The sequence below is a fragment of the Paenibacillus sp. IHB B 3415 genome, assembly GCF_000802655.2.
Classification (GTDB): Bacteria; Bacillota; Bacilli; order Paenibacillales; family Paenibacillaceae; genus Paenibacillus_AQ; species Paenibacillus_AQ phytohabitans.
Map to the genome: position 1 here is coordinate 43,630 of NZ_JUEI01000072.1, position 6,303 is coordinate 49,932.

Consider the following 6,303-nt stretch of genomic DNA (forward strand, 5'->3'; position numbering starts at 1 on the left):
CCGGCCATTATCTGGCGTTATAGCGGTCCAGTGCTGCCTTCTGGATTTCGATCGCACGGTCCAGTTTCAGCGACTTCATCTTGTCCACGTAGCTCTCATACTTCTCCAGCGGCTCCTGGCCGAGGATAATCTTCAGTGTCATTTCATCCACCAGCGTATTGATATCATTCATAATCGTCGCATACTCGGAGCTCTCCTCCGGAGTCGGTGTAATCGGCGGCAGATTGTATTTGTCCGCATCCGTGTTCTTCCAGATGCCCACCGCGTCACGCTGGGTCTGCAGGGCGAAGAATTGCTCGGCATAACGCTGATCCTGGACAAACGGACCGTTGTAGCTGCCGCGGGCATACTTCGAAATCGCCTGCGCCGGAGCCAGCTTGTCCGGATTCTTCAGCAGCAGGTCGGTGTATTTCGGATAGCCATCCTCCATATTGTAGCTGACGCCCTCCGTACCGAAGTTGAAGAACAGATGGCCTTCCTCGCTGTAGCCGTAATCCAGCATTTCCACGGCGAGCACCGGGTCCTTGGCTGAGGTTGTGATGGCTACCGTTCCTTCGGAGGCATAGGCCTGGCTCTTCTGTCCGAACTTAGGCGTTTCGCCTTTGTTCAGCACCGGATAAGGTGCGGCGACCAGCACAGCCTTCGGATCATTGCCTTCGACCAGCGGCTGCCATTTGCCGATCCCTCCGCCCGCGTTGCCTACGGATGCGCCGGTCTCTCCTGAAGCCATGTTGCCGTCCAGTGCTTTGGAATCTGAGGTGGCGATATTCTTGTCCAGCAGGCCGTCCGCATACCACTGGCGGAACAGCTTCAGGTATTCCTTGAAGCCGCTCTCGGCAGGGCCGAACTTGATCGCGCCGTCTTCCTGATAGAAGCCGCGGGTCACGCCGAAAGCCCCCAGGAAGGCGCCGTTGCCGGATTCATTGAAGAAACGCGGCTTGCTGACGACGGAGAACGGTGCGGCCGCCCCTTTTTTCTCCTTAAAGGCGGTCAGGGTCTTGGTCCAGTCATCAATGGTCTCCGGCACCGGCAGGCCCAGCTCATCCAGCCAGTCCTTGCGGATAATCGGCCCCTGGAACACGCGCAGGAACTCATCCCCCCGGATAAAAGGGAACGCATAATAGCTGCCGCTGTCCGTCTTGACCATCTTGTCAATGTCCGGATGATCCTGCAGATATTTCTTCAGATTCGGCGCATGCTTGTCAATCAGATCATTCAGCTTCAGAATGTATCCGTCATTGATCGCTTTCTCAGGCCCCCCCGGAAAGTCGCCCAAAAAGTTGTACTCAATCATATCCGGCAGATCGCCTGACGCCAGCATGACGTTAAGCGCTTCTTTGACCTGGCCGGTCGGCGGTGCCGTGAATTTCAGCGGAACGCCGGTTTGCTTTTGCCAATCCTGGAAAAAGGGAATTTCATCATGCGTCGCCGCAACACTGATCAGATTGCCGTTGATTTCTCCCCAATAGCTGAGCTTCTCGTCCGTCTGGATCGGATAAGTGGCCGGCCCGCTTGCTTCGGTATCATTGGCCGTGTTGCCCGTATTGCCTGCGTTGCCTGTATTGCCGTTGTTGCCCGCCGCCGTATTATTAGAAGAACAGGCGGAGAGCGATGCTGCGAGCATCATAAGAATCAGTACAGATGTTAACCGTCTTTTCATTACATGACCTCCGAATAAGGTGTGGTGAGATGCATCTCTTCCACAGATTAACGAATGGGCAGGGCTTACGATATGGGCGAAAACAGGGATTGTATGCTGATTTCCGGCTGCTGCAGTGACAATTTCTCCAATGCAATGGGCAAAATCGCTCTGACAGCGCCATTTTGGGCATTTCTGGAGGGATTTATCCCTCTAATTTCCTCCCATAGCCTGCTGCCGGCCAATTCAGAGGGATTTATCCCTCTAATTTCCTCCCATAGCCCGCTTCCGGGCCAATTCAGAGGGATTTATCCCTCTAATTTCCTCCCATAGCCCGCTTCCGGGCCAATTCAGAGGGATTTATCCCTCTAATTTTCTCCCATAGCCTGCGGCTGGCCAATTTAGAGGGATTTATCCCTCTAATTTCCCCCCATAGCCCGCTTCCGGGCCAATTTAGAGGGATTTATCCCTCTAATTTCCTCCCATAGCCTGCGGCTGGCCAATTTAGAGGGATTTATCCCTCTAATTTCTCCATGCGGGGTCTATTTTCAGGGACAAAAGATGAGTTGGTACTATGTATAAAATAAAAGCTTGGATTATCACCAAATGCTCAGCAATTTTTGCTCAACTGTCAGTTTTCTTAAATTTCACGAAAAACCGCCCTGCATAATGAAGGCATCAGCTGCCATCATGCAGGGCGGTTCTAACGGGGATATCGCTTATGATACGTCTTAGCGGTCAATCGTTGCCATAATCCAGTCGGGGTAACGCTGCCCGGAGATTGTCCCCGGCGCCAATGCATCGTCCAGCCGCTTCATCTCGGCCGGATTAAGCGCGAGGCTGCCCGCGGCCACATTCTCTTCAAGGTATTTCCGGCGTTTCGTGCCGGGAATCGGCACGAAATCTGCACTCTTATGCAGGATCCAGGCCAGCGCGATCTGTGCGGGCTTCGCCTACTTCAGTGCAGCGAGTTCATGTACAATCTGCGCAGCCTTCAGGTTAGCGTCATAATTGGCCCCCTGGTAGCGGGGATCGGCGCGGCGGGGATCGGCGCGGCGGGGATCGGCGCGGCGGGGGCGGGGATCGGCGCGGCGGGGATCGGCGCGGCGGGGATCGGCGCGGCGGGGATCGGCGCGGCGGGTATCGCCTTCGGCATACTCTTCCGAACGTTTCACCCCTCCTGCCAGGAATCCCCGCCCCAGCGGGCAGAACGGTACGAGCCCGATGCCCAGCTCGCGCAGCACAGGAATGATATCCGCCTCCAGATTACGCTCCCATAGCGAATTTTCACTCTGCAGCGCAGATACCGGATGAACCGCATGGGCGCGGCGGATGTTGCGGGTACCCGCTTCGGACAAGCCGAAGTAACGTACCTTGCCCTCTCTGACCAGATCACCTACTGTTCCGGCTACCTCTTCGATAGGCACAGCCGGATCAATGCGGTGCTGATAGAGCAGATCAATATAGTCGGTGCCCATCCGCAGAAGCGAGCCTTCTACCGCCTCGCGGATCTCCTCCGGCCGGCTGGCTCTCTCGGCACCGACCTGCTTGCCGTCCTTGAACCGGAAGCCGAACTTGGTTGCTAAGATGACTTCGCTGCGGCGGCCCTTGAATGCCCGGCCCAGCAATTCTTCATTCGTAAGGGGACCATATCCCTGGGCCGTGTCGAAGAAATTACAGCCGAGTTCAATGGCCCGGTGCAGTGTGGCATTGGACTCACCCTCATCCGCCGGTCCATAGGATTGACTCATTCCCATGCAGCCCAGGCCGATGGCGGGTACCTCCAGCCCCTGACTGCCAAGCTTGCGTGTGTGCAGTGTCATTATTCCTCCCCTCCAATTGTGAATTCCACATTCGTCAGCTGCTCGCTCAGACTCCAGAGGCGGTCCGCCGCTTCAGGGTCGACTGCGTGCGGCATCACGCCAAGTGCCAATGAGCCGATACGGCGGGCAGCCTCGTTACGGGTGACAGCTTCGGCATTCTCCACCAGCGGGGCAATATCGCAGTTCTCACAGTAGACGCCGCCCATCCCTTCCAGCTGCGGGCTTAACGCGCACCATACACTGGTCGCTGCCCCCTGCTGTGCTGTTTTGAGATTCCGCGAAGGATCTAGAATAGGGTTGCCAGCTCCGTCAATCACACCGGCGGCTTGAAGTTCTTGGAAGGACAGATGCTCCTCGAGGCCCGTACCGGCGATGCTGCCCGGATGAACGGAGAAGGCGCGCACACCTTCGTCCCTGCCGCGCGTGTCCAGCGCCAGCGCGAACAGAATATTGGCCGTCTTCGACTGGCCGTAGGCGGACATGCGGTCATAGCTGCGGTGTACGAAGTTCGGATCTTCAAATATGACCGGGGATTGCCGGTGTCCCCATGAAGATACCGAGACGACTCTAGCCCCCTCGGCCTGACGCAGAGCGTGCCATAGACGGGCCGTCAGCTGAAAGTGTCCCAGATGATTGGTAGAGAAGTGAGACTCGTATCCCCTCTTATCGCGCACCAGGGGAGCAGCCATAATACCTGCGCTGTTAATCAGCAGATGCAGCGGCTGGCCTGTGGCAAGAAACCTTGCTGCGAAATCATCAATGGAGTACGGGTCCATCAGATCCATCCGCTCAATTCTGACATTGTCTATTCCGGCAAGTGCAGCTCCCGCTCTGGCGGTATCCCGCGCCGGGATAAGGACCTCTGCACCGGCCGAAGCCAGTGCACGCACCGTTTCGAGCCCAATCCCGGAGTATCCGCCGGTAATAATGGCAGTGACGCCGCTGAGGTTTGTGCCGTGCAGAATCTCCTCGGCAGTTGTGGAGGCTCCAAAACCGGAGCCGATAGGTTGTTGCTGGTTAACTGTCATGATCCAGGACCTCCTTGAATAACATCTCAAGGCTATTATCGTTTGCCCTCCATGGACATCATAGACCGTTTCTGCCTAAAACTTGCCTAAAGCTGCAATCACTCTTTTACCATCCCATTCTGCCTATTGCTTCCGTACAAGTTACGGCTATACTGTACACTAACAGTACAGGCTAGAGAGAACTGAACCTATATAAACAGGAAGGCGGGATGTACAATGACAGAGCAACAGCTCGAGACCCGCTCCGCTCCTGGACAGAGTACCGGTAATCATCAGGAGCAGATCGCCGGGATCATCGCGCAGACTTGAGAAAATCACCCTTGCGGACGGACGCCATCCCACTGTGATCCCGTATCTTTCGATTTCCCGCAATAGCCGGATAACCCCGCTGATTCCAAGTGTCTTAACGCCTTCCTTTTGTCTGATCCTACAAGGCATGAAGAAGCTGCACTACGGCTCAACCAGTCTTGAATATCTGCCGGGAGACTACATGGTGTCCATGATCCATCTCCCTGCCTTCGCGCAAATTGCCGGGGTCTCCAGGGAAATGCCATATATCGGTCTTCGCATTGACATCACTACACAGGAAATCGCCTCTGTAATGACGCAGGCTGGAATCAGCATAAAGCCCAGAGACAAGAAGGTGAATAATGCCGCCTTTATTGGCAAAGCCGACGCCAGCCTTCTGGAGCTGTTCAGCCGGCTGTTGAAGCTCGCTGGCAACGCCAGTCCCCGGGAAGCCGTCTATCTGTCCGGACTCATCAAGCATGAGCTGATCTTCAATTTGCTGACCGGCGATTACGGGCATTTGTTCCTGCAGGAGGTGCTCTTTGACCAGAAAGCCGATGGTATCGGCCAGGCCATCGCATGGATTCACCAGAATTACAGCCGCTCCTTCACCGTCCAGGAGCTTGCTGATGCCCATAATATAAGCGTGTCCGGCCTGCATCATAAGTTCAAAGCCATTACGGCAATGGGACCGTTGCAGTATCAGAAGCAGCTGCGCCTCCAGGAAGCCAGACGGCTTATGCTGAGCGGTTCCATGGGTGCCACGGCTGCTGCCATGGAAGTAGGCTATGAGAGTGCCTCGCAGTTCAGCCGCGAATACCGCAGACTGTTCGGCCTCCCGCCGCTCAAGGATATCCGGGCTGTGCGAAGAAGCATCGACCCAGGTGAATTGTAACAGCCGAATGGGAAGTCTGGCGCTCCCGAAGTATACTAGAGAAGCTGGTCCCAACTATTACTATCCGCAGACGCATCTATAGCGATTATAGCCTGCACACCTGCCAGAAAGAGGTTGTTCACATGTCGTTGTCTTCTTATTCCGCTCATGATGCTCTGGGGCTTGCCGCCCTTGTTAAGGCACGTGAAGTCTCACCACGCGAGCTCGTGGAAACCGCCTTCGCCCGGCTCGATGAAATGAATCCGCTGCTGAATGCAGTAGTCCGCACCCGGCGGGAGGCAGCGCTGAAGGAAGCGGATGAGATGCCGGTTCTTGATGATGACACTTCCCGGCCGTTTGCCGGCGTGCCCTACCTGCTGAAGGATATCTCCCAGGCGATCGGCGGAGAACCGCTGACTTCGGGTGCCCTGCTCATGAAGGACAATATTGCCAAGCGGGACTCTAATTACGTAGCCCGTATCCGCCGCGGCGGCTTCATACCGCTGGGACACACGAATACCCCGGAATTCGGCCTCAAAAATATTACCGAGCCCCTGCTCCACGGCCCGGCGCGTAATCCGTGGAACCCCGCCTATTCCCCCGGCGGTTCCAGCGGTGGTGCTGCGGCGGCCGTAGCCGCAGGGATCGTTC

General features: G+C 56.2%; 4 protein-coding genes and 1 pseudogene. 2 read left to right on the top strand and 3 right to left on the bottom strand.

Annotated elements, in window-relative coordinates; all coding sequences use genetic code 11:
- Positions 1-7 precede the first annotated feature (7 nt).
- The 3 genes and pseudogenes from QW71_RS27400 to QW71_RS27410 all read right to left on the bottom strand — a co-directional run bounded on the left by QW71_RS27400 (position 8) and on the right by QW71_RS27410 (position 4,490).
- Positions 8-1,660, bottom strand: coding sequence for an extracellular solute-binding protein (locus tag QW71_RS27400; RefSeq protein WP_039306822.1), 1,653 nt, complete (start codon positions 1,658-1,660; stop codon positions 8-10).
- 710 nt (positions 1,661-2,370) lie between these two features.
- A pseudogene (locus tag QW71_RS37380) lies at positions 2,371-3,456 on the bottom strand (aldo/keto reductase).
- Positions 3,457-3,461: 5 nt separating this feature from the next.
- Entirely contained in the window at positions 3,462-4,490 is a 1,029-nt protein-coding gene (locus QW71_RS27410) for an oxidoreductase (protein WP_039306828.1), read from the bottom strand.
- Positions 4,491-4,833: 343 nt separating this feature from the next.
- Here QW71_RS27410 and QW71_RS37385 point away from each other — a divergent pair, with 343 nt between their 5' ends.
- Entirely contained in the window at positions 4,834-5,673 is an 840-nt protein-coding gene (locus QW71_RS37385; RefSeq protein WP_235441565.1) for an AraC family transcriptional regulator, read from the top strand.
- Between the two features lie 122 nt (positions 5,674-5,795).
- A partial coding sequence (locus QW71_RS27420; RefSeq protein WP_039306831.1) for an amidase family protein occupies positions 5,796-6,303 on the top strand: 508 nt, incomplete at its 3' end.

Excerpts from the sequence above, each read along its gene's own strand:
- QW71_RS27400 (WP_039306822.1), bottom strand. The coding sequence starts at position 1,660 with ATGAAAAGACGGTTAACATCTGTACTGATTCTTATGATGCTCGCAGCA.
- QW71_RS27410 (WP_039306828.1), bottom strand. The coding sequence starts at position 4,490 with ATGACAGTTAACCAGCAACAACCTATCGGCTCCGGTTTTGGAGCCTCC.